The 26484-nt window shown below is 64.6% G+C and carries 24 protein-coding genes and 1 tRNA gene; 20 read left to right on the forward strand and 5 right to left on the reverse strand.

Annotated features, from left to right (window positions below; genetic code table 11):
• Positions 1-25: 25 nt before the first annotated feature.
• The 14 genes from JAB8_RS19810 to JAB8_RS19875 all read left to right on the forward strand — a co-directional run bounded on the left by JAB8_RS19810 (position 26) and on the right by JAB8_RS19875 (position 15893).
• Complete coding sequence (locus tag JAB8_RS19810) at positions 26-1258, forward strand: urate hydroxylase PuuD (RefSeq protein WP_070291107.1); 1233 nt, start codon at positions 26-28, stop codon at positions 1256-1258.
• Positions 1255-2490, forward strand: a complete 1236-nt coding sequence (locus JAB8_RS19815; RefSeq protein ID WP_070291108.1) for a M20/M25/M40 family metallo-hydrolase — start codon at positions 1255-1257, stop codon at positions 2488-2490. Before JAB8_RS19810 ends, JAB8_RS19815 begins: the two co-directional genes overlap by 4 nt.
• A gap of 56 nt (positions 2491-2546) precedes the next feature.
• Complete coding sequence (locus JAB8_RS19820) at positions 2547-3464, forward strand: LysR family transcriptional regulator (protein ID WP_070291109.1); 918 nt, start codon at positions 2547-2549, stop codon at positions 3462-3464.
• A gap of 178 nt (positions 3465-3642) precedes the next feature.
• The gene (locus JAB8_RS19825; protein WP_070219298.1) at positions 3643-4317 is read left to right on the forward strand and encodes a DUF4286 family protein; all 675 of its coding nucleotides are present in this window, start codon (positions 3643-3645) and stop codon (positions 4315-4317) included.
• Positions 4318-4426: 109 nt separating this feature from the next.
• Positions 4427-5755: an MFS transporter gene (locus JAB8_RS19830; protein ID WP_070291110.1), complete on the forward strand. Its 1329-nt coding sequence runs from the start codon at positions 4427-4429 to the stop codon at positions 5753-5755.
• Positions 5756-5759: 4 nt separating this feature from the next.
• Complete coding sequence (locus JAB8_RS19835; RefSeq protein WP_070291111.1) at positions 5760-6437, forward strand: DUF2848 domain-containing protein; 678 nt, start codon at positions 5760-5762, stop codon at positions 6435-6437.
• 4 nt (positions 6438-6441) lie between these two features.
• Entirely contained in the window at positions 6442-7800 is a 1359-nt protein-coding gene (locus JAB8_RS19840; protein ID WP_070291112.1) for an amidase, read from the forward strand.
• An 89-nt stretch (positions 7801-7889) separates the two neighbouring features.
• Positions 7890-9221: a paraquat-inducible protein A gene (locus JAB8_RS19845; RefSeq protein WP_070291113.1), complete on the forward strand. Its 1332-nt coding sequence runs from the start codon at positions 7890-7892 to the stop codon at positions 9219-9221.
• Positions 9214-10854 (forward strand): MlaD family protein, encoded by a 1641-nt coding sequence (locus JAB8_RS19850; RefSeq protein ID WP_070291114.1) that lies wholly within the window; start codon positions 9214-9216, stop codon positions 10852-10854. Before JAB8_RS19845 ends, JAB8_RS19850 begins: the two co-directional genes overlap by 8 nt.
• Positions 10851-11447, forward strand: a complete 597-nt coding sequence (locus JAB8_RS19855; protein WP_070291115.1) for a PqiC family protein — start codon at positions 10851-10853, stop codon at positions 11445-11447. The genes JAB8_RS19850 and JAB8_RS19855 overlap by 4 nt, the downstream gene beginning before the upstream one ends.
• Positions 11448-11494: 47 nt before the next feature.
• Entirely contained in the window at positions 11495-11902 is a 408-nt protein-coding gene (locus JAB8_RS19860; protein ID WP_254679553.1) for a DUF2946 domain-containing protein, read from the forward strand.
• 77 nt (positions 11903-11979) lie between these two features.
• Entirely contained in the window at positions 11980-14094 is a 2115-nt protein-coding gene (locus tag JAB8_RS19865; protein WP_254679554.1) for a TonB-dependent receptor, read from the forward strand.
• Between the two features lie 8 nt (positions 14095-14102).
• The gene (locus JAB8_RS19870; RefSeq protein WP_070291202.1) at positions 14103-15443 is read left to right on the forward strand and encodes a PepSY-associated TM helix domain-containing protein; all 1341 of its coding nucleotides are present in this window, start codon (positions 14103-14105) and stop codon (positions 15441-15443) included.
• A gap of 57 nt (positions 15444-15500) precedes the next feature.
• Entirely contained in the window at positions 15501-15893 is a 393-nt protein-coding gene (locus JAB8_RS19875; protein ID WP_070291117.1) for a hypothetical protein, read from the forward strand.
• A gap of 3 nt (positions 15894-15896) precedes the next feature.
• Here the strand turns inward: JAB8_RS19875 and JAB8_RS19880 are convergent, their stop codons facing one another.
• Positions 15897-16811, reverse strand: coding sequence for a LysR family transcriptional regulator (locus JAB8_RS19880; RefSeq protein WP_070291203.1), 915 nt, complete (start codon positions 16809-16811; stop codon positions 15897-15899).
• 102 nt (positions 16812-16913) lie between these two features.
• On the opposite strand from JAB8_RS19880, the gene JAB8_RS19885 reads away from it, so the two are divergent.
• The 4 genes from JAB8_RS19885 to JAB8_RS19900 all read left to right on the forward strand — a co-directional run bounded on the left by JAB8_RS19885 (position 16914) and on the right by JAB8_RS19900 (position 20673).
• Positions 16914-18023: a muconate/chloromuconate family cycloisomerase gene (locus JAB8_RS19885; RefSeq protein ID WP_070291118.1), complete on the forward strand. Its 1110-nt coding sequence runs from the start codon at positions 16914-16916 to the stop codon at positions 18021-18023.
• 9 nt (positions 18024-18032) lie between these two features.
• Positions 18033-18323 carry a muconolactone Delta-isomerase gene (gene catC / locus JAB8_RS19890; protein WP_070291119.1) on the forward strand — a complete coding sequence of 97 codons (291 nt, stop codon included), beginning with the start codon at positions 18033-18035 and terminating at the stop codon, positions 18321-18323.
• 11 nt (positions 18324-18334) lie between these two features.
• On the forward strand, positions 18335-19138 hold the full coding sequence (gene pcaD / locus JAB8_RS19895) for a 3-oxoadipate enol-lactonase (RefSeq protein ID WP_070291120.1): 804 nt from the start codon (positions 18335-18337) through the stop codon (positions 19136-19138).
• A gap of 131 nt (positions 19139-19269) precedes the next feature.
• Positions 19270-20673, forward strand: coding sequence for a sodium:solute symporter family protein (locus tag JAB8_RS19900; RefSeq protein WP_070291121.1), 1404 nt, complete (start codon positions 19270-19272; stop codon positions 20671-20673).
• A gap of 1 nt (position 20674) precedes the next feature.
• Here JAB8_RS19900 and JAB8_RS19905 read toward each other — a convergent pair whose 3' ends face one another.
• The 3 genes from JAB8_RS19905 to JAB8_RS19915 form a co-directional block, all read right to left on the reverse strand.
• The gene (locus tag JAB8_RS19905; RefSeq protein ID WP_070291122.1) at positions 20675-22069 is read right to left on the reverse strand and encodes a GntP family permease; all 1395 of its coding nucleotides are present in this window, start codon (positions 22067-22069) and stop codon (positions 20675-20677) included.
• 128 nt (positions 22070-22197) lie between these two features.
• A tRNA-Pro gene (locus JAB8_RS19910) sits at positions 22198-22274 on the reverse strand.
• A 54-nt stretch (positions 22275-22328) separates the two neighbouring features.
• Complete coding sequence (locus tag JAB8_RS19915; protein ID WP_070291123.1) at positions 22329-24422, reverse strand: AsmA family protein; 2094 nt, start codon at positions 24420-24422, stop codon at positions 22329-22331.
• Positions 24423-24542: 120 nt separating this feature from the next.
• Here JAB8_RS19915 and JAB8_RS19920 point away from each other — a divergent pair, with 120 nt between their 5' ends.
• The gene (locus JAB8_RS19920; RefSeq protein WP_175445220.1) at positions 24543-24911 is read left to right on the forward strand and encodes a metalloregulator ArsR/SmtB family transcription factor; all 369 of its coding nucleotides are present in this window, start codon (positions 24543-24545) and stop codon (positions 24909-24911) included.
• Positions 24908-25330: an arsenate reductase (glutaredoxin) gene (arsC, locus tag JAB8_RS19925; protein ID WP_070291124.1), complete on the forward strand. Its 423-nt coding sequence runs from the start codon at positions 24908-24910 to the stop codon at positions 25328-25330. The genes JAB8_RS19920 and arsC overlap by 4 nt, the downstream gene beginning before the upstream one ends.
• Positions 25331-25391: 61 nt before the next feature.
• Here the strand turns inward: arsC and ispB are convergent, their stop codons facing one another.
• Entirely contained in the window at positions 25392-26381 is a 990-nt protein-coding gene (ispB, locus tag JAB8_RS19930; protein WP_034754644.1) for an octaprenyl diphosphate synthase, read from the reverse strand.
• Positions 26382-26484: the final 103 nt, after the last annotated feature.

The raw sequence follows: 26484 nt of genomic DNA on the forward strand, positions 1-26484 counted from the left end.
GGTTCGGTCTGACTAGAGGAAATTTATGGAAGTATTTGCCTACCTGATTCCGTACGGCCTGGAGTGGCTGAACCTGATCGTCCGCTGGCTGCACGTCATCACGGGCATCGCCTGGATCGGTGCTTCCTTTTATTTCGTCTGGCTCGACAATTCCATACGTCCGCCCGCGCCCGGCTCCGAGCTGGCGAAGAAGGGCGTGTCGGGGGAATTGTGGGCCGTGCATGGCGGCGGCTTCTATAACCCGCAAAAATACCTGGTGGCGCCCGCGGAACTGCCGAAGGAACTGCACTGGTTCAAGTGGGAAGCGTATTCCACCTGGCTGTCCGGCTTTGCACTGCTCACCATCGCGTATTACTTCAATGCCCAGGCCATGATGATCGACAAGGCCGTGGCCGATATCTCCAGCGGCCAGGCCGTCGGCATCGGCATCGCCACCCTCGTCATCGGCTGGACCGTGTACGACCTGCTGTGCCGCTCGAAGCTGGCGCAATATGAACTGTGGTTCGGCGTGACGGTGTTCGCGCTGATCGTCGGCGCCGCCTATGTGCTCACGCATTTGCTCAGCGGGCGCGCCGCCTACATCCACGTGGGCGCCATGATCGGCACCATCATGGTGGCCAATGTGCTGATGCTGATCATTCCCGGCCAGCGCAAGATGGTCGAGGCCATGGCTGCCGGCAAGCTGCCCGATCCCAAACATGGCCTGAAAGCCAAGCAGCGCAGCGTGCATAACAATTATTTTACGTTACCCGTGCTGTTCATCATGATCAGCAACCACTACGCGATGACTTACCGGAACGACCACGCGTGGCTGGTGCTGGCGCTGATCATGGCGGCCGGCGTCTTCATTCGCCACTTCTTCAACCTGCGCCACAAGGGGCGTGTCGAGTGGCGTTATCCGGCTCTCGGCGTTGCCCTGTTGCTGGCCGTTGCCGTGGCCATCGCGCCGAAAGCGCCCGTGGCCCTGGCGGCCGCGCCGGCGGCGGACCCGGCGGCGCAGTTCACGAGCGTGCACGCCATCATCGCCCAGCGCTGCGCCACCTGCCATTCGGCCCAGCCCACGCAGCCGGGCTTCGCCACGGCGCCGGCCGGCATGATGCTGGATAATGAGACGCAAATCCGCCAGCACGCGGCGCAAATCTACAAGCAGGCCATCGAGCTGAAGGCCATGCCGATCGGGAACCTGACCAATATGACGGAGGCCGAGCGCAGTAAATTGGGCGCCTGGCTGCAACAGACCATGCAAGGAGCAAAATGACGACGCACGCAGAAAAAATCACGGCCTGGATCGACGAGCACTTCGACGAAGAAGTCGCCTTTTTACAGAAGGTGGTGCAGCAGCCGACGGATACGCCGCCCGGCAATAACGCGCCGCACGCGGACCTGGTGGCGCAGCTGCTGCAGGCGTATGGCTGGAACGCGGAAAAGCACGCCGTGCCGGCGGACCAGGTCGAGGCGTATGGCATGCAGAGCATCACCAACCTGATCGTGCGCCGGCCATACGGCGCAGGCGGGCCGACCGTGGCCCTGAATGCGCATGGCGACGTGGTGCCGCCCGGCGACAACTGGACGTATCCGCCGTACGGCGGCCAGATCGACGGCGGCTATATCTACGGCCGCGCGACGGCCGTCTCGAAAGGCGATTTCGCCACCTATGTGTTTGCCGCGCGCGCACTCGAAGCGCTGGGCATTCCCCTGAAGGGGCAGCTGGAACTGCATTTTACCTACGACGAGGAATTCGGCGGCTTGCTGGGGCCGGGCTGGCTGCTGGAACAGCAGCTGACGAAGCCCGATTTCGTCATCGCCGCCGGTTTCAGCTACGGCATCGTCACGGCGCACAACGCCTGCCTGCAGCTGGAAATCACCGTGCACGGCAAGTCGGGCCACGGCTCGATGCCGGAGACGGGCCACGATGCGCTGCAGGCGGCCAACAAGATCCTCAACGCCATTTACGGCCAGCTGCCGGAACTGAAAAAGATCAAATCGAAAGTGGCCGGCATCGACTCGCCCACCATGCTGGTGGGCCGCATCGACGGCGGCACGAATACCAATGTGGTGCCGGGCAAGGTCGTCATGAAGATGGACCGCCGCATGATTCCCGAAGAAGATCCGGTGGCGGTGGAAGCGCAGGTGCGCGTGCTGATCGAGGACGCCGTGCGCGGCGAGCCGGGCATCCGCATCGAGATCCGCCGCCTGCTGCTGTCGCACGCGCTGCGGCCCTTGCCCGGTTCCGAACAGCTGGTCGGCAGCCTGCAGAAAAACGCGCAAGCGATTCTGGGCGAGACCATTCCCGCCGTCGGCACGCCGCTGTATGCGGATGCGCGCCTGTATGGCGAGCGGGGCATTCCTGCCGTGCTGTATGGCGCCGGCCCGCGCACGGTGCCCGAGTCGAACGCGAAGAAGGCCGACGAGCGTCTGGCGCTGGACGATTTGCGCAAGGCCAGCAAGATCGTCGCCTTGACCTTGCTCGACTTCCTGGGCGAGAAATAGACCGGGCGCTTTGGCTTACAATGGGGCGGACACTCAACCTGTGAAGAAGAGCCCCATTGAATACCCGTTTTCTCGAAGCGTTTGTCTGGGCTGCGCGGCTGGGCAGCTTTCGCACGGCGGCCGACAAGCTGCACATCACGCAGGCGGCCATCTCGAACCGCATCGCCTCGCTGGAGCAGGACTTCGGCACGCGTCTGTTCGACCGCGACGCGCGTGACATCCGCCTGACTTTTGCCGGGCGCAATCTGCTCGTGTACGCCGAGCGCATGCTGGAACTGTGCCGCGACATGTATGCGGCCAATTCCTCGCCTGCGCAGATCACGGGTGAAGTGCGCATCGGCGTCATCGAAACCATTGTGCATACCTGGTTAATCCCGTTCCTGCAGCGCGTGCAGGAGCGCTATCCGGGTATCGAGATTCAGTTGACGTCGGAATCGACGCGCCGCCTGCACGAACAGCTGCAGCAGGGCGAGCTCGATATCGCGCTGCAGACGGACATGCTGACGGGCGACCATATCCGCAGCACGGGCAGCGGCGCCATCGCCATGGGCTGGGCCGGCAGGGCCGCCGACTGGCCCGATACGGGCGTGCCGTTCACGGTGGCGCAACTGGCGCAGCATCCGATCATCACCATGAACCGCGGCTCGCAGCCGCATTCAGCATTGAAGGCGCTGTGCCAGGACGAGGGCGTGCAGCTGGGGCGCGTCCATTGCGTCAGCTCGATCTCCGCCATCGTGCGCCTGGTCAAAGCGGGCTTCGGCATCGCCGTGCTGCCGCTGGCGCCCCTGCGCGAGGAAATCGAGCAGGGCTACATCGCCCTGATTCCCTGCACCAGCAGCCTGGCGCCGCAGCGCATCGTCATCAGTTACAGCGAAGACATCACGACGGAAGCGATTCAATTGGTCGCCATGCTGGCGTGCGAGGAGGCGGCCAGGTTCACGCTGGCGCTGGGCGAGGAATATGGTGCCGGGTGATATCACGGCGTAGGTCGGATTAGCGCCCCGGCGCGTAATCCGACAACATTGTTGGCCCGTCCCCAACGCGACCCACAAGAAAAACTTATCAGTCGCGTTCAGAATAACCCGTTTGCCAAGTGATGGCGTGCCACCTATTCTGGGTTGGCACTCCACTTACAACGCAAACGGAACCCTCATGACGACGTCCACCACCACCTTGCCCGGCATCCTGTTCGTCTGGACCAGCGCCGACCCGGAACACGAGCTTGATTTCAACCGCTGGTATGACCGCGAGCACGTGGAAGAGCGCGTGCGCATTCCCGGCTTCGTCAGCGGCACGCGCTACCAGAGCGTGCGCGGCCCCCGCAAATACCTGGGCCTGTACCGCACCCGTTCGCTCGCCGCCTTCCAGACGCCCGACTACTTCAAGGCTTTCGGCCAGCAGACGCCATGGTCGCTGACGAACCTGCAGCGCATGGTCGATCCGATGCGCCGTGTCTGCGCCATCGAGGCGGAAACGGGCATGGGCACGGGTGCCTGGCTGGCCGTGCTGCGCCTGGGTGCATCAGCCATCGGCCAGGATGCGCAAGCGGTGGCCGGCTTGGCCACGCTGGGAACGACGCTGCTGCAGATCGACGGCGTCATTGCCACGCGCTTGCTCACGCCCGACGCCAGCCTGTCCGGCCCCCTGCCGGCGGAACGGACGGAGGCCCGCGTGCTCGATCCGATCTTCCTGATCGACGCATCGTCCGAAAGCGCCGCCATGGCGGCCGCGAATGCCGCCAGCGCGGCGCTGGGCCTGGACGCCGAACAGGCAGCCATCCTGCAGCTGTCCTGGCAGCTGCGCGAGGCCGACCTGCACGCTGCCTGACGCGCCGCAAGCGTATCTTGCCGGCACTGATAACACGAGACACGGGCCACGGCGCAGGGCAAAGCATCCTGCGCCGGGCCTGCAATAAAACTGACGAGAGAGGTAGGCAATGACCACATATACGAACGCCGCGCATCCGGCAGCCCAGGCACCGGGCGAGAAGGCCACGACGGCCAAGACGGGCCGCCTGGCCACGGCCAGCATGGTCGGCACGACCCTGGAATGGTATGACTTCACCGTCTACAACACCATGGCCGCGCTGATTTTCAATCACCTGTTCTTTCCCTCGTTCGATCCGCTGACGGGCACCATCCTGGCCTTTTCCACGTATGCCGTCGGCTATATCTCGCGCCCCATCGGCGGCGTGATCTTCGGCCATTTGGGCGACAAGCTGGGACGCCGCTGGGTGCTCGTGGTGACCCTGATGCTGATGGGCGTGACGACGGGCCTGATGGGCCTCCTGCCCACGTACGCGACGGCCGGCATCTGGAGTCCCATCCTGCTGGTGGCGCTGCGTTTCGTGCAGGGCATCGCTTTGGGCGGCGAATGGGCCGGTGCCGTGCTGATCTCCGTCGAACACGGTGCGCCGGACAAGCGGGGCCGCAACGCCTCGTGGACGCAGGTGGGGCCGTCGTTCGGCACCTTGCTGGCGACGGGCTGCATCGGTCTGATCACCTATCTGCTGCCGCATGAAGCGTTCATGGACTGGGGCTGGCGCATGCCGTTCATCGCCAGCCTGCTGCTGGTGGCGTTTGGCATGTGGATACGCAGCGGCATCGAGGAAACCCCGCTGTTCAAGGAACTCGACCAGCAGGATGCCAAGGCCGAAGCGCCGATCGGCGACGTGCTGCGCCTCTACTGGCGCCGTCTGCTGATCGCCGGCGGCGTGCGCATCGGCTCGGACGTGCTGTATGCGCTGGTGGTGGTGTTCACCCTGACGTATGTGACGACGGTGCTGCATCTGTCGTCGACCCTGGCGCTCACCGCCATCATGATCGGCACGGCTTGCAATGCGCTGTCGGTGCCGCTGTTTGGCGCGCTGTCGGACAAGATCGGCCGCCGCCCCGTGTATGCGCTGGGCGCAGCGCTGGGCCTCGTGTGGGCGTTTGCCTTCTTCACCTTGTTAGACACGGCCAGCCCGGCCGCCATCGTCACGGCCGTCGTCGTGGGCCTGGTGATCCACGCCATCATGTATGGCCCGCAAGCGGCCTTCGTCATCGAGCAATTCCCGACCAAGGTGCGCTATGCGGGTTCCTCGCTGGCCTATACCCTGGCCGGCGTCATCGGCGGCGGCTTCGCGCCGCTCGTCATCGCCAGCCTGTACCGCTCGTACAACAGCACCGTGGCCGTCTCGCTGTACGTGGCGGCGGCCTTGCTGATCACCGGCGCGGCAGTGTTTGCCGCACGCGAAACGGGCCGCGGCCCCCTGGAGGAATAAAATCATGACGACATTGCATTTTCAACTGGCCGGCCACGGTCCCGTCACCTTCGACATCGATAACTTGATCATCGCCGGCTGGACAGGCCGCGACATGGCGATGGTGGAACATCATATCGCCGAGCTGGAAGCGATCGGCGTGGCGCGTCCGAAAAGCGTGCCGACGTTTTACCGCGTGGCGGCGGCGCTGCTGTCGAGCGACGCGGCCATCGAAGTGCCGGGCGGCGACTCGTCGGGCGAAGCGGAATTCGTGCTGTTTTCCACGGAATACGGCCTGCTGGTGGGCATCGGTTCCGACCACACGGACCGCAAGGTGGAGAGCTACGGCGTGACGGTATCGAAGCAGATGTGCGGCAAGCCCGTGGGCGACACCCTGTGGCGTTATGCCGACGTGGCCGGCCACTGGGACCAGCTGCAGATGCGCTCCTGGCGCGAACGCGCCGGTGTGCCGGCCCTGTACCAGGACGGCCCCGTGACGCGCATGCTGTCGCCGGAAGACCTGATTTTGCGTTACACGGGACAAAGCAGCCTGCCGGTGGGCAGCGCCATGTTCTGCGGCACGCAGCCTGTCATCGGCGAGATGGGCCATGGCGACGCGTTTGAGCTGGAGCTGTATGATCCAGCCTTGCAGCGCCGCCTGCAGCACCGCTATGCCGTGCAAACCCTGCCCGTGGAAGGATAAGAGAATGACCGAACTGACCAAGACCATCCGCGAACTGGCGGCCGACCTGGCCGCCGGCCGCTTCACCAGCGTGGCACTGACCGAGCGGATGCTGGCGCGCGCCGAGGCGCACCGGGCGCAGGGCGGCCATGCCTATGTCAGCCTTGATGGCGAACAGGCCCTGGCCGAGGCCCGTGCCAGCGATGCGGCGCGCGCCGCCGGCATCATTGCTTCGCCGCTGGCCGGCATCCCCATTTCGATCAAGGACCTGTTCGACGTCAAGGGGCAAACCAGCAGTGCCGCCTCGCTGGCGCTGGCCGACGCGCCGCCCGCCGTGGCCGATGCGCTTGCCGTGGCGCGCCTGCGCGCAGCCGGCGCCGTTCTGCTGGGCCGCACCAACATGAGCGAATTCGCGTTTTCCGGCCTGGGCTTGAATCCCCATTACGGCACGCCGCGCAATCCGCACGACGGCGCGCGCGTGGCGGGCGGCTCCACCTCGGGCGGCGCCGTCACCGTGGCCTTGGACATGGCGGCCGGCGCGCTGGGCACGGATACGGGCGGCTCGATCCGCATTCCATCGGCCTTTTGCGGCCTGACGGGCTTCAAGCCGACGGCGGCGACTGTGCCGCTGGCCGGCACGGTGCCCTTGTCGCGCTCCCTCGATTCGGCCGGCCCCATCGCCCGCAGCGTCGATTGCTGCGCCATTTTGTATGCAGCGCTGTCGGGCCATGATATCGGCGCGCAGGCGCCGGCACTGAAAGGCTTGCGCTTCGGCTTTACCCTGGACTACGTCGGTACGCACGTGGCGCCGCAGGTGCAGCAGGCTTTCGACGCCGCGCTGGACAAGCTGCGGCAAGCCGGTGCCCTGGTGGAACAGTTCGACTTCCCCGAATTGCTGGCGCTGCCGGGCATCAATGGCGGCGGCGGCCTGGTGGCGGCGGAAGCGTGGCACTGGCACAGGGCGTTACTGGAAGAGAAGGGCGCGCAGTACGACCAGCGCGTGGCGGCGCGCATCCGCCGCGGCCAGCAGCAGGGCGCGTTTGACTACATCGACTTGCTCGATGCGCGCGCGCGCCTGATCGCCATTGCGCGGCAGCGCCTGGCGCCGTTCGACGCCTGGCTGATGCCCAGCGTGGCCATTCTGGCGCCGCAGGTCGCGCCGCTGGAAGCGGACGACGCCACCTTCTTTGCCACGAACGGCCTGGTGCTGCGCAACGCCAGCGTCATCAACTTCCTCGACGGCTGCGCGCTGTCGCTGCCTTGCCATGCCGACGGCGAGCTGCCCGTGGGGCTGGGCATCTGCGGCCTGGCCGGCGCCGACGATACGGTGCTGCAGATCGGCCGCGCCGTGGAGGCGTTGTTGCGGGGGAGTGGAAAAGAATAGTGCCGTAGTGCAGGAAAATGCCAATTCTGTCATGATGGCTGGCATTGACATGGAATAGTCGCGCTGCGGGCGCCGGCAAACTTCACACTGTGCACCGATACGACCTGATTAGCTGTCATGACTGCGGCGTGCTGTACCGCAAACGTCCGCTGCGCCCCCGCGAAAAGGCGCGCTGCATCCGTTGCCGCTCGGTGCTGTACCGCGGCGCTCACGCGCGGGGCGCCTCGGCCGAATTGAGCAAGGTGGTAGCGCTCACCCTGGGCGCCGCCTTTGTCTTCCTGATCGCCCAGTTTTTCCCCATCGTCGAACTTGACGTCAATGGCCTCACTTCCAGCGCCACCTTGCTCGGCTCCATCCGCGTGCTGTGGTACGAGCAGATGCACATCGTGGCGACGATGGTCTTCCTGTTTACCATCCTCTTTCCCGCCATCGAACTCGGCTCGCTGCTGTATGTGGCGCTGGGCCTGCGCGGCGGCGTCAAGGTGCCGGGCTTTAACCGCGTGCTGCGCGCCGTGCAGACGGCGCGCGAATGGGGCATGACGGAGGTGCTGATGATCGGCATCCTGATCACCGTTGTCAAGATGACCAGCCTGGCCACGGTGCTGCCGCAACCGGGCTTGTTCGCGTTTGGCGCGCTCACCGTGCTGCTGGCCATCGTCGTCTCGTTCGACCCCAAGGCCCTGTGGAACCTGGGCGACGACCTGACCCGGCAAGCGCTGCCCGGCATCCGCTACAAGGCTTTCGCGCCCGGTGAAAAGGTGGTGCCCTGCCATGCCTGCGGCCTGGTGGCGCCGCCTGCGGGCAAGGGCAGGCACCTGGCGTGCGTGCGCTGCGGCACGGCCCTGCACGTGCGCAAGCCGGACAGCATCAACCGCACCTGGGCCTTGCTGATCGCCGCCATGATCCTCTACATTCCCGCCAACCTGCTGCCCGTGATGGTCACGCAATCGCTGTTCGGCACGCAGGACGACACCATCATGAGCGGCGTGGTGCTGTTCTGGACCAGCGGCTCGAAGGGCCTGGCCATCATCATTTTCATCGCCAGCGTGGTCGTGCCCATGCTCAAGCTGGGCGTGCTGGCGCTGCTGGCGTTCACGGCGCAGCGGCGTTCGCGCTGGCGGCCGCGCCAGCGCACCATCTTGTACCGCATGGTCGAATTCATCGGCCGCTGGTCCATGCTCGACATCTTTGTCGTCACCCTGACGGTGGCGCTGGTGCGCTTCAAGTCGCTGGCCGTGATCACGGCGGGACCGGGCGCGCTGGCCTTTGGCGCCGTGGTGGTGCTGACCATGCTGGCGGCGATGCAGTTCGACCCGCGCCTGATCTGGGACCCCGTCGACGGGCAGGTGCCTGGCGAGGAAGAACCCGTGGTGGTGGCAAATACCGGAAACAATACAGTGATTGGAGAACAGCATGTCTGACAAAGAAGCGGGCGGCCTTGCCGAAACGGGTGGCCAGGGCGTCCCCCCGTTACCGGAACCCGATGTGGAACAGGGCAGCCGCTGGCTGCCGTCGCTGGTATGGCTCATTCCGCTGCTGGCAGCGCTGATCGGCGCCGGCCTGGCCGCCAAGTCCATCCTCGACCAGGGACCCACGGTGACGGTCAGCTTCAAGAGCGCCGAAGGCCTGGAGCCGGGCAAGACCAAGGTCAAATACAAGGATGTCGACATCGGCCAGGTGCGCGCCATCACCCTGGGCGACGACTTGAGCAAGGTCCTCGTGACGATCGACATGAGCAAGGAAGCGCGCCGTTTCGCCACCGCCGATTCGCGCTTCTGGGTGGTGCGCCCGCAGATCGGCGCCAGCGGCGTGACGGGCCTGGGCACCTTGCTGTCGGGCGCCTACATCGGCGTCGACACGGGCAAGTCGGAGCAGAAGAAGGAGAGCTTCATCGGCATGGAGAGTCCGCCCGCCGTGGCAGGGGACCAGAAGGGCAAGCTGTACACCCTGCATGCGGACAGCCTCGGCTCCGTCGACGTGGGCTCGCCCCTGTTCTTCCACCGCCTGAGGGTGGGCAAGGTGGTCAGCTTCGCGCTGGACAAGGATGGCAACGGCATCACCATGTCGGTCTTCGTGAATGCGCCGTACGACCAGTTCGTCGGCAAGGATGCGCGCTGGTGGCATGCCAGCGGCGTTGACGTGCGCCTCGATTCCAACGGCTTCAAATTGAATACGCAATCGCTGGCGGCCATGCTGGTGGGCGGCATCGCCTTCGAGGCGGAAAACGGCCGCAAGCCCGTCGAACCGGCACCGGCCGGCACCAATTACCGCCTGGCGGCCGACGAGGCGAGCGCCATGCGCGAGCCCGATGGCGAGGCGATCACCACCGTGTTCTATTTCGACCAGTCCCTGCGCGGTTTGCAGCCCGGCGCCACGGTCGATTTCCGCGGCATCGTGCTGGGCGAGGTGCGTTCGGTCAGCATCGAGTTCGATCCCGTGAAGAAGAACTTCCGCATGCCCGTCACCGTCAACCTGTACCCGGCCCGCCTGGGCATGCGCTTCAAGGCCGCCGTCGACGATGAGGAAGGCTCGGCCGGCCACCAGCTGCTCGAACGCATGGTCAGCCGCGGCTTGCGCGCGCAGCTACGCACGGGCAACCTGCTGACCAGCCAGTTGTATATCGCGCTGGACTTCTTCCCGAAAGCGCCGAAGGTGGCGCTCGATCCGAACAGGTATCCGCTGGAAGTGCCGACCGTGCCGAACACCCTCGATGAATTGCAGACGCAGATCGCCAGCATCGCCCGCAAGCTCGATCAGGTACCGTATGTGGAGATCGGCAACAACCTCAACGCCACGATCAGGCAGGCCAATACCCTGTTCAAGCAGCTCGATGGCCAGGTGGTGCCGGAAATGCGCGATACGCTGACGGCGGCGAAACAGACGTTCGGCACGGCCGAACAGGTGCTGCAAAAGGATTCGCCGCTGCAGTCGGACGTGCGCCAGGCCTTGCAGCAGCTGACGCAGACCCTGCAATCGCTCAATGCCCTGTCGGATTACCTGGAACGCCATCCCGAGTCCCTGATCCGCGGTAAAAAAGGAGATGAAAAAAAATGATGAAGCCGATGTTTTCCGCGCTGCTGGCGGCCAGCCTGCTGGGCGCCTGCTCCACGCCCCAGCCCGAGCATTTCTATACGCTCAGCGGCGGCGCCGACGCGCAGCCGGCCAAGCCCGTGAAATACTATGTCGAGGTGCTGGCCGTCAGCGTGCCGCAGCAGGTGAGCCGCAACCAGTTTGTCGTGACGGCGCCGTCGGGCCGCATCGAATTGCTGGAGCAGCAGCGCTGGGCGGGGCCGCTGGCCGGCGAGATCGGACAGGCCCTGTCGACGGCCGTGACGAACGACCTGGGCGCCATCGACGTGTTCCGCACGCCGCATCCGGACAATCTGCCCGTGTACCGCATCAGCACCAACGTGCAGCGTTTCGAGTCCGTGATGGGCCAGTATGCGCTGATCGATGCCGTGTGGAGCGTGCGCCAGCTGGCCAGCAGCAAGGTGGTCACTTGCCGTACGATCGCCAATGAAAAGGTGGGCGCCGGCTATGATGAACTGGTGCTCGGTCACCGCCGCGCCGTGAACCGCATCGCCGCCGATGTGGCCAGCGTCGTGCGTGCTTTTGACAACGGCAGCGCCGCCTGTCCGGCCGCCTGAGCCGCTTTCCGCTACCCAGTCCCGGCGGCCGCTGGTAAAATGCGGCCATGGGAATGACCTTGTTCACGCGCCGCTTTGCCGCCTGGATCGCCTGTTTCGCGATCCTGCTGGCGGCGCTCGCGCCATCGATTTCCCAGGCCGTCGCCAACGCCAAACAGGAATCCGGCTCCGGCTGGGCGGAAATCTGCTCGGTGGCCGGCATCCGTTTTGTGCAGCTTGATCAGGCCGATGACGGCGCCGCCGATGGCAAGTCCGGCGGCAAGGCCATGCAGATGGAGCATTGCGCCTTCTGTTCCACGCATGCGGGTTCCGTCGGCCTGCCGCCGGCCAGTCCAGTGCTGCCGCTGCTTGTGGCCAGCGGCACGGCCATCTTCCCGGCCCTGTACTACCAGTCCCCATCTCCGCTGTTCATCTGGTCCACCGCGCAGTCGCGCGCGCCGCCCGGTCTCATTTAAGTTTTTGCATTTTCAATGCTGGCACTGTCCACCTTGCGGTGTGACGCCCCGCATCCGCACACTTAAACGAGAATCACATGAACAAGAAATTATTGATGCTGGCGGCAGCCATCGCCCTGGCCTATCCCTGCGCGCAGGCGCAGCAACTTGAACACGCCATCGACACGGTCGTCGTTTCCGGCTCGCGCGCGCAATCGTGGCTGTCCGAGACGCCGCAGGCGATCGGCGTCGTCAATGCCAAAACCCTGGAGCGCGACAAGCCCAGGACCATGGGCGATATCCTCAACCGCATCGCCGGCGTGTACTGGAATGACCTGGGCAACGAGCAGCACAGCATGAGCATCCGCCAGCCCATCGGCACGAATGCCGTCTACCAGTACCTGGAAGACGGCATACCCATCCGCCCGCTGGGCGTCTTCAACCACAACTCGCTCAACGAGATGAACATGGCGGGCGCCAGCGGCGTGGAAGTGGTGAAGGGCGCCGCCTCGTCGCTGTACGGCAGCAATGCCGTCGGCGGTGCCGTGAATTTCCTCACGGCCGGCGCCAGCGCCACGCCGACGGCAAGCGCGGGCGTGCGGCGCGACAACGTGGGCGGTTTCACCCGCTACGACACGGCCGCCAGCGATACCTGGGGGCCGCTGGGACTGCGCTTTTCCCATTACAGTTCGCGCCGTTCGCGCGACAACTGGCAAGAGTACAGCTATGGCGACAAGGATTCGTTCTCGCTGCGCGCCGACTATGCGCTCGGCCCCGCGTCGCAGCTGCGCGCCACCCTCGTGCACACGGATCTCGATGCGGCCATGACGGGCAGCCTGTTCGAGAACGATTACCGCAGCAATCCCGGCAAGAGCCTGAATACGTTTACCTACCGCAAGGACAAGACCACGCGCATGAACCTGGCATGGGAGGGCGCGACGACGGCCAATGGCACGAGCACCGTCACCGTGTTTACGCGCAAGAACGACCATGGGCAGCTTCCCGCGTATTCCATCGGCAGCTGCGCGGGCATGCTGTGCAAGGGCGTCATCAACAACAACCATGTCGATTCGCTGGGGCTGGATGTGAAACACCAGCAGGAATTCGCGTGGCTGCGTTCGCGCCTGGTCGCCGGCGTGTACGTGGACAAGAGCGACAATCCCTTTGTCAGCGACAATCTCTCCATCGTGCGCGATGCGGCCACGGGCCGCTATCTGCGATACACGCTGGCCAATGCCAGCAATCCGCAGGGCGTGCGCGACTACCAGACTGACATCTTGAACACGGCCGTCTTCGCGCAGTGGGAATTTTCTCCGCTGGCGGGCACGCGCGTGGTGCTGGGTGGACGCTCGGACGCCATCCGCTACGACTATCATAACAATCTGGCGCCCGGCGGCAGCGTCAACTACGGCGCGCCCGACGAGTCGCGCAGTTTTTCCCATGTGAGCCCGAAGCTGGGCGCCACCTACGCGATCGGCCATGCGGGCAGCGCATATGCCAACGTCAGCCAGGGCTTTACCCCGCCCGAAGTGAGCCAGCTGTATGGCAAGACGGGCATTGCCGACTTGCAGCCGTCCGTCTACAACAACTATGAACTGGGCTTGCGCTGGGCCTTTTTGCAGGGCCGATTGAAACTCGACACGGCCCTGTACCGGCTCGACGGGCGCGACACCATCGTCAGCTACACGCTCTCGCCGGGCAACAGCGAAAACCGCAATGCGGGCCGCACGCGCAGCGAAGGGCTGGAGCTGGGTTTGAACTACGACAGCGGGTCGTTCGACGCGCGCTTCGCCACGGCCATCGCGCGCCACCGCTACCTGCGCTACCAGGTCTCCAGTACCCTCGATTACAGCGGCCGCATCATGCCGCAGGCGCCGCGCGACATCACCTCGTTCGAGATCGGCTACAAGCCCGTGACGGGCGCGCGTATCGCCCTCGAAGCCGTGCATCAGGGCCGCTACTGGATGAACAACGCCAACACGGTGGAGTATGGCGGCCACGCGCTGCTGAACCTGCGTGCCAGCTACCGGCTCGCGCGTGGCCTGGAAGCGTGGGCACAGGTGCGCAATGTGGCCGATAAACGCTATGCCGATTCGGCCAGCAGCAGCTATGCGGGCACGGGCAGCTATGCGCCGAACAGCCAGAACCAGTACACGCCCGGTGCGCCGCGCAGCGTGATGCTGGGCCTGGCCTATACCTATGACGGACTGTGAGGATGGCCATGGACGACGCAACTTTTCTTGTGGCACGGCGCAAAAGCCTGTACTGGCGCATCCACTTCTGGGCCGCGCTGATCGCCTCGCCATTCGCGCTGGTGGCTACCCTGACGGGCATTTTGTATGTATTCACGCCACAGATCGAGGCAAGGCTGTACCAGCACCTCGACCATGTGGCGCCACAAGCGTCCATGCTGCCGCTGGACGCCGCCGTGGCGGCCGCGGAACGGGCGGCCCCGCATGGCTGGACGGTGCAGCACGTGGTGCCGCCGTTTCAGCAGGACGACGCGGTGCAGGTGGCGTTCGCGCCGCCCGGCGGCGCGCCCGATGAACATGCGGGCCATGGCGGACATGCCGCACCGGTCAAGCCGAAGTTCGGCCTGCCCGCGCAAGCCGTGATCGTCTACGTGAATCCGTATGACGCGCGCGTGCTGGGCAGCCTGGCCAGCAGCGAACGTTTCGGCAACTGGGCGAAAAAGCTGCATTCGCGCCTGCTGCAAAACGATGGCTGGCGCTGGATGATCGAGCTGGCCGCCAGCTGGCTGATGGTGATGCTGGTGACGGGCGTGGTGCTGTGGTGGCCGCGCGGCGCGCAATCGGGCTTGCCGAAGCGGGGCGCGCAGGGCCGCAACGGCTGGCGCCAGTGGCATGCTTTTCTCGGCGTGGCGCTCGGCATCGTCAGTGTCGTGATCCTGACGACAGGATTGACGTGGAGCCAGCAGGCGGGCGGGCGCATCCGCACGCTGCGCGACGTCAGCGGCCAGGCGCCGCCGCCCGTGCCGCGCGGCCTGCACTCAAGCGAAGAGGGCTCTCCGCTCGACTGGCAGGATGCGTGGCAAGTGGCGCGCAGTCACGCGCCCGCCATCGCCGTGCAACTGACGGCGCCGGCCAGTCAGGACGATGTGTGGCGCGCCACCATGGCCGACCGCAGCCAGCCCACCTTGCGCTTCGACCTGCAGTTCGACGCCTACAGCGGCAAGCCCCTGTATTACGCGGGGTGGGACGCGCAGACGGCGTTCGGCAAGGCCACCGCCATCGGCATCCCGTTCCACCGCGGCGAATTCGGCTGGTGGAACCAGGCCTTGCTGCTGCTGTTCGGCGCCAGCGTGCTGTTTTCGCTGGTGTCGGGCTGGGTGATGTTCTTCAAGCGGCGCCTGCCGGGCTCGCTGGGCTTGCCCAAGCTGCTGCCGGGCGCCTGGACCTCGCCGTCCGCGCTGGCCTGGCTGGCGGCGGCCGGCATGTGCGCGCTGATGCCGCTGCTGCTCCTGTCGGGCGGCATGCTGGTGCTGCTGGAATTGGGGCTGGCAAAATGTGGGCCGCGTGTCGGCCGCATGTGGCTGCGCTAGAATAAGGGATGCGGCCAGGCTCGTTGCCAAGCGCCGCGCCTTTGTAATGGCTGAACCATGGTATTCATCGATTTTTCCGCCTTGTCCGCACTGGCCGCCGCGTCGGCCGGTGTCACGCAAAAATGCAGTTGCTGCACCGTTCCGCTCGATGCCTGGCAGCGGCTGCCCACGTCGCTGGAACTTGACCGTTTCGAGGAGGTCGGCACCTTGCGCGCAGATCCGTACGAGGAACCGACGTTTGACGAGTACCACCCGCACGGCACGCGCTACGACAGTGCCGATGCGCCCATCGCGCCGCGCTTTTATCCCGCGAACCTGAGCCAGGTGGCCCGCTGCCTGAACTGCGGCCGCCACTACCTGCGCTACAACGAGGCGGGCGGCTATTTCACGGAGCTGCGCATCCGCGCGCTGCGCCCGGCATTGCTGGCCGATGCACCGCTGTCAAAGTGAGGGCTACAGGCTTTCCTTGACGTGCGCGATGCCGTGTTCATCGTAGATCGAGTACACGGCAGCGAGAAGGTTTTCCAGTTCCGGCGAGCGGTCCATATGCCGCATGCTGAATAAAATGGGCGAGAACGCATGCTTGTCGTCCAGCTTGCGGTACACGACGTTCCGGTGATGCATGGCCTGCACGCTTTCGGGCACGATGGAAATGCCCTGGCCGGCCGCCACCAGTCCCATGGAAATCTGCAGCTCGCGCACTTCCGTGACGGGACCGGGTGTGACATTGCCTTCGCTGAACATGGCCAGCACCTGGTCGGCAAAGCTGGGGCGCGGCGCTTTCGGATACACGAGCAGGGTCTCGTGGATCAGGTCTGTCAGGCGCAAGCCGCCTTCACCCTTGGCCAGCCGGTGGCCGGGCGGCAGGGCCACCACGAGCCGCTCTTCGCGCAGCAGGATGCGGCGGATGCTGGGGTCCTCGCTTTTCAAGCGTCCGAAACCCACGTCGATGCGGCCTTCCTTCAGGGCCTTCAACTGCTGCACCGTCGTCATTTCATGCAGGGTCACGTCGACCTCGGGATGGCGTTCGCAAAAGCGGTGCACGATGTCGGGCAATTCCCCATACAGCGTCGAGGCGACGAAGCCGATCGACAGGGTGCGTTCCAGCTTGCCCACGCGCTGCGTCATCGCCTGCAGGTCGCGCACCTGGTCGAGCAGGGGCCGTGCATGGGCGAGGAAAAACTCGCCCGCTTCCGTCAGCCGCAAGGGCCGCGAACCTTTTTCGATCAGCGCCACGCCCAGCGTTTCTTCCAGCTGCTGCATCTGTCGGCTCAGCGGCGGCTGCGCGATATGCAGGCGCGCGGCGGCCCGCGTGAAGTTCCTTTCCTCTGCGACCGCAACGAAGTAGCGCAAGTGCCGTAATTCCATCTTCATACCTTTCAGGTATAGGTTTGATACCAACTCGGTGTTGGACGTGGGGGCATTCGGGGAATATCGTGTCACCACTCCACAGAATTATACGGAATAAATATGATTCAAAATATCGAGACCTACCTGGTCGATGTGCCAACCATTCGCCCGCACCGGATGTCCGTCGCCACCATGAATACGCAAACCCTGGTGCTGGTGAGGCTGCGCTGCGCCGACGGCATCACGGGCTGGGGCGAGGCCACCACCATCGGCGGCTTGAGCTACGGCGGCGAAAGCCCGGAAAGCATCAAGACGAATATCGATACCTATATCGCCCCGCTGCTGGTCGGCATGGAAGCGAGCGAAGTGGCCAAGGCCATGGCCCGTGTGCGCAAGGTCATCCAGGGCAACCGCTTCGCCAAGTGCGCGATCGAGACGGCGCTGCTCGACGCGCAGGCACGCCGCCTGAACGTGCCGCTGTCGGAATTGCTGGGCGGCCGCGTGCGCGATGCGCTGCCCGTGGCCTGGGTGCTGGCCAGCGGCGACACGGCGCGCGATATCGCCGAAGGGGAAAAAATGCTGGACCTGCGCCGCCACCGCATCTTCAAGCTGAAGATCGGCCTGCGCGACGTGATGGACGACGTGGCCCACGTGCTGGAGATCAAGCGGGCGCTGGGCGAACGGGCCAGCGTGCGGGTCGACGTCAACCAGGCCTGGAGCGAGACGGACGCCGTGCGCGGCATCGCCGCGCTGGAAGCGGGCGGCATCGACCTGATCGAACAACCGGTGAAGGCGGGCAACCGCGCCGCGCTGGCGCGCCTGAAGCAGCGCTTCGACGTGGCCATCATGGCCGACGAAGCCTTGCACGGCCCCGCCGATGCGCTGGCGCTGGCGCAGGCCGACGCGGCCGACGTATTTGCCGTGAAAATCACCCAGTCGGGCGGCTTGCTGCCCGCGCTGGAAGTGGCCACCGTGGCGCGCCTGGCCGGCGTCGGCTTGTACGGCGGCACCATGCTCGAAGGCGGCGTCGGCACGGCCGCCACGGCCCATGTCTGCTCGACCTTTGCCGAACTGGCCTGGGGCACGGAATTGTTCGGGCCTTTGCTGCTGACGCAGGAAGTCTTGCGCGAGCCGCTCGTGTACCGCGACTTCATGCTGCAGGTGCCGACGGGGCCTGGCCTGGGCGTCGAGATCGACCTGGACAAGCTGCGTTCCATGCAACGCCAATAAGGAGAAACCATGTTATTCCATGTACGCATGAACGTGAACCTGCCGTTGAACATGCCCGCCGAGCAGGCGGCGCAGCTCAAGCAAACGGAAAAGGAACTGGCGCAGCGCCTGCAGCACGAGGGCAAATGGCGCCACCTGTGGCGCATCGCCGGCCAGTACGCCAATGTCAGCGTCTTCGACGTGGACAGCGTGGACGAGCTGCATAATTTGCTCACTTCGCTGCCGCTGTTCCCCTACATGCAGATCGACGTGATGCCGCTGTGCCGCCATCCTTCGTCGGTGCGCGGCGACGATTCCTAAGGAGACATGCAATGACGCAGATAGGCAACGACACTGCCGGGAAAACGTGCGAAGCGGATGGTATCGGCCTGCATTACCGCACGGATGGCGAGCGCGGCAAGCCCTGCCTCGTCCTGTCGAATTCCCTCGGCACGGATCTGTCCATGTGGGATGCGCAGGCGGCCGCGCTGGCCGGCGACTTTTTTGTCGTGCGTTACGATACGCGCGGCCATGGCCAGTCCGCCAGCGCCGGCGCGCCGTTCGACATCGGGCGCCTGGGCCTGGACGTGGTGGCGCTGCTCGATCACCTCGATATCGCGCGCGCCGCCTTCTGCGGCATTTCCATGGGCGGCTTGATTGGCCAGTGGCTGGGCATACACCAGCCGCGGCGCTTGACGCGGCTGGTGCTGGCAAATACGGCGGCGCGCATCGGCGGCGCCGCGCCGTGGCAGCTGCGGGCGGAACAGGTGCGCCGCGACGGCATGGCCGCGGTGGCCGATGGCGCCGCCGCGCGCTGGTTCACGCCCCAGTTTATCGCGCGTGAAGCGGACACGGTGGCGCGCCTGGTCGGCATTTTGCGCAGCCAGGATGCCGGCGGCTACGCGGCCTGCTGCGACGTGCTGGCCCAGACGGACTTGCACGCCGGCGTCGGCACGATCAGCGTGCCCACCCTGATCATCGCGGGCGAGCACGATCCCGTGACCACACTCGACGACGGGCGCTGGCTGCAGCGGCAGATCGCGGGCGCCCGCCTGGCAAGCGTGCCCGCCTCGCATATCTCGAACGTCGAGGCGGCGGACTTGTTTGCGGCGCAGTTGCGGACCTTTTTGTTGTGAGGCTTGCTGTACCGTATAGGTATGGCAGGAATTTGACTTTCCCCTGAGCACCGCCACCGGCTCGTCCGGCATGCGGCAGGGGAAGCTTTCTTGAAAAATAATAATAAGAAAAGCAGACTTGGAGTAGACGGATGGAAAACAGATTGATCATCATCGCTGCGATCACGGTGGGCTATTTCGCCCTCATGTCGTACATTACCTACAGCGTGCGCAAGCATGCCAACAGCGCCGAGGGCATGACGGCGGGCGGGCGCAATTATCCCGCTTACCTGATCGGCGCGCTGTTACTGTCGGAATTCATCGGCAGTTCCGTCAGCATCGGCACGGCCCAGAAGGGCTATGAACTGGGCATTTCCGCCGCCTGGAATCTGGTGGCGCTGTCGCTGGGCTTCTTGCTGCTGGCCATCGTGCTGGTCAAGAAATACAAGGAAAGCGGGCAGTCGACGATTTCCGGCATCCTGGCGCAAACGTATGGCGAACCCGTGCGCTATGCGGCGTCCATCCTCACCATCGTCGCGCTGAGCATCGTTGCCGTGGCCCTGTATGCGAGCGGCGGCGCCGTGCTGGCGGCCGTGCTGCACATCAACAAAACGGTGGCCATCTTGCTGGTGGGCGCCATCACCGTGATCTATGTCAGCCTGGGCGGCATGCGCTCGGTCGTGTACACGAACTTTGCCCACTCCATCGTCAAATACCTGGGCGTGATCCTGGCGCTGGCGTATGCGCTGGAAGCCTCCGGCGGCATCGGCGCGCTGCAGGCGCAGCTGCCCGCCAAGATGTTCAACTGGGTCGAGATCGGCTGGGGCCAGATCATCGCCTGGATGATCGGCGGCATCGGTTCCATCTTCGCCACGCAATACGTGATCCAGGCCCTGGTCAGCACGGACAACCCTGCCGTGGCCAAGCGCGCCTGCTATTACGTGTCCTCGCTGATGATCCCGTTCGGCCTGATGGCGGCCCTGATCGGCATGTGCAGCGCCGTGTTGTATCCGGGCATGAAGTCGATCGACGCCTTTCCGACCCTGATCGCGCACATGCCCGCGTTTTCCGCCAGCATCATGATCGTCGGCCTGGCCGGCGCCCTGTTCGGCGGCATTTCCGCCACCACCCTGGCATCGGCTACCCTGGCCATGAAGGATTTTTATGATCCCTGGTACAACAAGGCAAAGAATGACGCGAAATCGCTGATGTTCCTGCGCATCGCCATCGTCGTGGCCGGCCTGCTGCCGCTGGTGCTGGCGCTGTATGCGGAAAAACTGCTGATGATCGCCTTCCTCGGCAAGGCCCTGCGCGCCACCCTGGCTGTGCTGGTGCTGATGGCCTTCTATGCGCCGAAATTCGGCACGCCGCGCGGCGCCTTCGTCGGCGTGATCGTTTCCGTGGTCGCCACCATCGGTTGGTTCCTGGCGGGCAATCCGTATGGCGTCGACAGTTCCTACCTGGCGCTGGCCGGCCCGCTGCTGACCATGGGCATCAGCCACCTGTTCAAGCCGGCGCACGCTGTGGCGAAGCCGGCATCGTCGTCGCGTCTCTAGGTCAGACCAGTCCCGTCATGTAATAGAGGGCAATGACGAGGAACACGGCCACCGTCTTGATGACGGTGATGCCGAAAATATCGCGGTAGGACTGGCGGTGCGTGAGGCCCGTGACGGCCAGCAGGGTGATCACGGCGCCATTGTGCGGCAAGGTATCCATGCCGCCGCTGGCCATGGCCACCACGCGGTGCATGACTTCGAGCGGGATATGCGCCTGTTGCGCGGCCTGGATAAAACTGTCCGACATGGCGGCCAGCGCAATGCTCATGCCGCCCGAGGCCGAGCCCGTGATGCCGGCCAGGGTTGTGACGGAGACGGCTGCGTTGACGAGGGGATCGGGCACGCTGCGCAAGGTGTTGCTGACGGCAAGGAAACCGGGCAGGGCGGCGATGACGCCGCCGAAACCGTATTCGGACGCCGTATTCATGGCCGCCAGCAGGGCGCCGCCCACGGCCGCCTTGGTGCCTTCGGCAAAGGCGGCGCGGATGCGCCCGAAGGCCGTCGCGCACACAAGCAGGATTCCCAGCAGTAGCGCGCCTTCCACGGCCCAGATACCGGTGACGGAGGCGATCGCCGTGGATACGGGCGCATGCAGGCCCGGCAGGGCCTCGGCGGTGAGCACGTAGCTGGCGCCATACCAGTGGGGAATCAGCTTGGTCAGCGCAAAGTTGGCCACGCCCACCAGCACCAGAGGCGCCACCGACAGCAGCGGATGGGGCAGGTCGCCTGCGTCGGCCGTGGCCTTTTCGGCCTCGGCCCCATAACCTTCGCCCGTCGCCATGACGGAACGGCGGCGCCATTCCAGGAAGGCCAGCCCCATGATCACCGTCAGCACGGCGCCGATGGTGCCCAGCCATGGCGCGGCCCAGCCGGTCGTGTTGAAAAAAGTGGTGGGGATGATGTTCTGGATTTGCGGCGTGCCCGGTAAAGTATCCATGGTGAACGAAAACGCGCCCAAGGCGATGGCGCCCGGCATCAACCGCTTGGGGATATTGCTCTGGCGGTACAGTTCCGCCGCAAACGGATACACGGCAAACACCACCACGAACAGCGACACGCCGCCATAAGTCAAGGCGGCGCACACGGCAACGATGACTGCATTCGCGCGCGCGCTGCCGATGTAGCGGATGGCGGCCATGACGATGGACTGGGAAAAACCGGACAGCTCGATGAGTTTACCGAACACGGCACCAAGCAAAAAGACGGGGAAATACAGCTTGATAAAGCCCACCATCTTGTCCATGAAGATGCCGCTGAAGACGGCCGGCACGGCCGACGGATCGGTGAGCAATACGGCACCGAGCGCGGCGACGGGCGCAAACAGGATCACGCTGTAGCCGAGGTAGGCGGCCAGCATCAGGAAGGCCAGTGCGGCCAGAACTATCAGGAAAGACATCGGTCAGGCCCTTGCGCGAGAAGTGATCAGGACATTAATGATGTAATTAATATCATATTTCTCGGTAACACACCAACGCGCAGGTCAAGGTACGGGCAGCTTAAGCCGGCACAGCAAGGGGAAACGGCTGGTCGGGGTGAGAGGATTCGAACCTCCGGCCTCTGCGTCCCGAACGCAGCGCTCTACCAGGCTGAGCCACACCCCGCTTACTGTTATTACAGCAGATGGCGGGGCGGGTTTCAAGCGGCTGCGTCAAGGTCTATTTCTTTTCCTGCTGTGCCTTGTTGATGTCCGCTTCGCTGACCTTTTTCGCCGGCGCATTCGTCGCAGGCGAGCTTGGCGCCTTGCGCGTGGCGTTGGCTTGCGCCATGACGGCGGCGCAATCCGTGTCGGGGGCTTTGTCGACGTTGACAAGCGGCAGCAGGGCGGCCAGCGGGGTGACGACGGTGGCCAAGGCCACGGCGGCGCCGGCCTTTAATGCCAGCGGGCCTTTTTGCGGACCCACGTCCGGGTTCTTGAACGTGCCTTTCGCATACAGCGGCGTGCGCAGGGTGATGATGCGGGCGCCCTTGGTACGGGGGCGCACGTCGAGGTTCAGGGTTTCGTTTGCCAGGTTGACGTTGCCCGTGATGTTCACCACGGCCGTGTCCGTGTCGAGCACGAAGCGGCGCACGTCGGCCTGGCCATTCGTGACGGCGAAATCGCTGGCCAGGCAGTTCAGGTGGACTTGCTTGTCGCCGAAGATTTTCACGAAGACGGCGTTGGCCAGGTTCAGGCCGGCCAGTTCCAGCATGAACTGGCTGACGGAGCCTTCGCTGACGGTGGCCGCCAGTTCGCCATTCGCGCTGGCCAGCATGGCGGAAACGGAGTTGCCGTGGCCCGTCAGCGCCGCATCGCCATACACTTCACCGAAGCTCGCTTGCATCGATTGCAGCTTGGGAAACAGTTCGCGAATCTTGAGGTGGCGCGCCGCCACCTTGGCTTGCGCGGCGATGGTTTTTTGACGGCCGTCGAGCGTGATGTTCGAGGTGATGTCGCCGCCGGCCATGCCGAAATTGAGCGGTGTCAAACTCAGCACCTTGTCTTTCATGCGGATGGTGGCGACGATATCGTTGAGCGGGATATCGTGCGTGCGCACCAGTTTCTTGCCCGTGAATTTCACGTCGGCGTCGAGCGCATCCCATTTCGCCGTATTGAACTGTTCCACCGGCAAGGCTTTATTGTCGGGCTGCACGGGCGTCTTGCCGCGCGCCTGTTTCTTGGCATTGCTGTCGGCGCCGATGGCGGGGCCCAGGTCTTCCAGGCGCAGCTGCTGCGACGTCACTTCACCGCGCAGCAAGGGGCGGGGCCGGCGCGGCAGGTATTGCAAGGTGCCGGCCAGGTCGCTCTGGCCCACCGTGCCCTTGAAGTTTTGATAGGTCCAGTTCCAGCTGGTACCGTCTTTCTTGCCCAGCAGGCGGCCTTTGGTGGCGTAGTCCGGTGTTTCCGGCAGCAGCAGGCCCGTCAGCGGGTACAGATCGGCCATGCTGGCGCCTGCCAGGCTCAGCTGCAAATCGATGCCGGACAGCGAGCGCGGGTCCGTCAGGGTGCCATCGATGCTGGCCTTGTTCTTGCCCAGTACGGCATGCGCCTGCACGGGATACACGGTGTTATTGTCGGTCAATGACAGCACGGCGCCCGCCTTGCCGCCGCCCGTCACGGGCGCCTTGCGGTAGCTGCCGCCCAGGGTGAAGGCGATGCCGTATTTCTGCACCGGAGCGTTGCCTGACGCATCGCCCGGCGTGGCGTCGGGCGCCGTCGAGCTGACATTGGCTTGCACGTCGAGCGCGATGCCTTCGTCCAGGTAGCGGATGGCGCCGTCGGCGAAGGCCATGCGCTGGATTTCCATGTCCCATGCCGAAGGACCGTTATCCTTCAAGGTCCAGCTGTTGCTGCCGTCGGCGCGCCGCTGCAAGGCGATATTGGGTGCGTCGAGCGTCAGGTCCGTCAGCACCACGCGGTGCTGCAACAGGGGCAAGGGATGGATGGCCAGGTCGATGCGTTTCGCGCTGGCCAGTTGCGGGCCGGCTGTCGCCCAGTCCGGGTTGCTCATGCGCACATCGTGGGCGCTGATGACAGGCCGCGGCACGTAGCGGCGCCAGCCCGGTTCCGTTTTCAGGCCTTGCTTCCATGTCACCTGCAGGTCACCGCCGATGACGAAGCTGCGGCCCGTGCTTTCCGACACTTTTTCGTTGATGTAGGGACGGGCGCGGTTCCAGTCGAAGGTCAGCACGAAGATGGCCACGATGGCGATGAGGGCAAGCAAGGCGGCGAGGCTCCAGCCGAGGATGTTGAGCGGGGTTGAGCGTGTCATGGGAATGCCGATCGCAGTGATTTTTCATCAAGGTAGACCGATAGGCCGGGACAGTCGGTGCGCTGGGTTACGTAAGACACCGCGCTTGAAATGATTCAATAATTCGACTATTATTGAAATATGAAAAATGAAAAGTCAATAGCGAACCAGGCGACGCCGCTGACGAGCGCTTCCGCCATCGTGGCCCTGGCTGCGCTGGCGCAGGAATCGCGGCTGGCCGTATTCCGCCTGCTGGTGCAAGCGGGGCCGGAAGGCATGGCCGCGACGAAAATTGCCGACGCGCTGGCGATTGCGCCATCGTCGCTGTCATTTCACTTGAAAGAACTGGCGCACGCCAATCTGGTGACGGCGAACAAGGCAGGCCGTTCCATCATCTATGCCGCCAATTATGCGGGCATGAACGGCTTGCTCGCCTTCCTGACCGAGAACTGCTGCGCCGGCGCACCTTGCTGCGTCAGCGAACCCAATGTAAAGGACATCACACCATGACGATCACGATTTATCACAACACGGCATGCGGCACGTCGCGCAACACCCTGGCCCTGATCCGCAACACGGGCGTCGAGCCCGTCATCATCGATTACGTCAAGCATCCGCCTTCGCGCGAGGAACTGGTCGACCTGATCGAGCGTGCGGGCCTGTCCGTGCGCGCCGTCATGCGCGACAAGGGCGCCCTGTACGACGAGCTGGGCCTGGCCAATCCTGCGCTGAGCGATGCGGCCCTGCTGGACGCCATGCAAGCCCATCCTATTTTGATCAACCGCCCCATCGTCGTCACGGCACTGGGCGTGCGCCTGTGCCGGCCGTCGGAAAAGGTGCTGGAGATCCTGCCGCTGCCGCAGCAAGGGGCATTTGCCAAGGAAGATGGCCAGGCCGTGGTCGGCGCCGACGGCAAGCCGGTGAAATGAGCGGGGTATAAAAAAACGGCGCCAGTGGCGCCGTTTTGTATTGCATATAAGTACAACGCGATCAGTGATTGCGGTCCACGGCAAACGAGCACAGTTGCAGCATCGATTGCTTGTAGACGCTGTCGGGCCAGCCGGCGATGGCATCGGCGGCGCGCTGGCCGGCGATTTCCGCCTGCTTGCGCGTGTAGTCGAGGGCGCCGCTGCTGGTGATGGCCGTCAGGACGGTATCGAAATGCTGTTCGTCGCCTTGCTCGATGCAGCTGCGCACCAGTTCGCGTTGTTCCGGCGTACCGTTTTCCATCAGCCAGATCAGCGGCATGGTGGGTTTGCCTTCGCGCAAGTCGTCGCCCACGTTCTTGCCGATTTCGGCGGCGTCGCCTGCATAGTCGAGCACGTCGTCGATCAGCTGGAAAGCCGTGCCCAGCGAGCGGCCGTATTCGGCAGCCGCTTCGATATCGTCTTCGCTGGCGCCGGCGATCAGGGCGCCCAGTTGCGCCGATGCTTCGAACAGCTTGGCTGTCTTCGAGCGGATGACGTTCAGGTAGCTTTCCTGCGTCACGTCCGGATCGTGCATGTTCAGCAATTGCAGCACTTCACCTTCGGCGATCACGTTGGTGGCGTCGGAGAGGATTTGCATGACGCGCATATTATTGAGCGACACCATCAGCTGGAACGAGCGCGAGTGCAGGAAGTCGCCCACCAGCACCGAAGCGGCATTGCCGAACAGGGCATTGGCCGTCTGGCGTCCGCGGCGCATCGACGATTCGTCGACGACGTCGTCGTGCAGCAGGGTGGCCGTGTGGATGAATTCAACCACGGCGGCCAGTTCATGGTGCGCCGTGCCGCGATAGGCGTGGGCATTGGCCACCAGCAAAATCAGCACGGGACGGATGCGTTTGCCCCCTGCGCTGATGATGTACTCAGCGATCTGGTTGATCAGAATGACATCGGAGTGCAGCTTTTGGCGGATCACCGTATTGACTGCATCCATATCGGCGGCAATCGTTTGCACGATGGTGTTTTGGTTAACGTGTTTGTTAGCGTCAGACAAGGCGAACCTGCATTAGATTGTGGGTGCCGCGATTATACGACAAGGCTTGCGCGTGCGTGACGTTTGCCTATGACTGTAGAGCAATTGATTGATCTTGTTGGCA

This window comes from Janthinobacterium sp. HH106 (genome assembly GCF_001758725.1).
GTDB lineage: Bacteria > Pseudomonadota > Gammaproteobacteria > Burkholderiales > Burkholderiaceae_D > Janthinobacterium.